The sequence below is a fragment of the Bradyrhizobium sp. NBAIM08 genome (assembly GCF_020193935.1).
Taxonomy (GTDB): Bacteria; Pseudomonadota; Alphaproteobacteria; order Rhizobiales; family Xanthobacteraceae; genus Bradyrhizobium; species Bradyrhizobium yuanmingense.
In genome coordinates, this window is sequence record NZ_JADYVR010000284.1 from 1 (window position 1) to 455 (window position 455).

1 protein-coding gene is annotated in these 455 nt (G+C 72.3%); it reads left to right on the forward strand.

Translation table 11 applies throughout. The features are described from left to right. The coding region (locus I6F37_RS39515) for a S4 domain-containing protein (protein WP_249795440.1) at nt 1-455 on the forward strand (455 nt) is incomplete at both ends.

A 455-nucleotide genomic window follows, 5' to 3' on the forward strand; every position in this document is an offset into this window, starting at 1 on the left:
GCCCCCGGCAGCATGCGCCTCTCCAAGCGCATGAGCGAGCTCGGCCTGGCGTCGCGGCGCGAGGCCGACGAGTGGATCGCCAAGGGCTGGGTGCGCGTCGACGACCAGGTGGTGAGCGAGCTCGGCTCGCGCGTCGTCGCCGAGCAGCGCATCACCATCGACGCCCGGGCCCGCTTCCAGCAGGCGCAGCGCGTGACCGTGCTCGTCAACAAGCCGGTGGGCTACGTCAGCGGCCAGGCGGAAGACGGCTACGAGCCCGCCGTGGTGCTGGTGACGCCGCCGAACCAGTGGCCCGGCGACCGCTCCGGCACGCGCTTCCTGCGCGAGCACCTGAAGAGCCTCGTCCCCGCCGGCCGGCTCGACATCGACTCGGTCGGCCTGCTCGTGCTGACGCAGGACGGCCGCGTCGCCAAGCAGCTGATCGGCGAGGACAGCGAGGTCGAGAAGGAGTACCT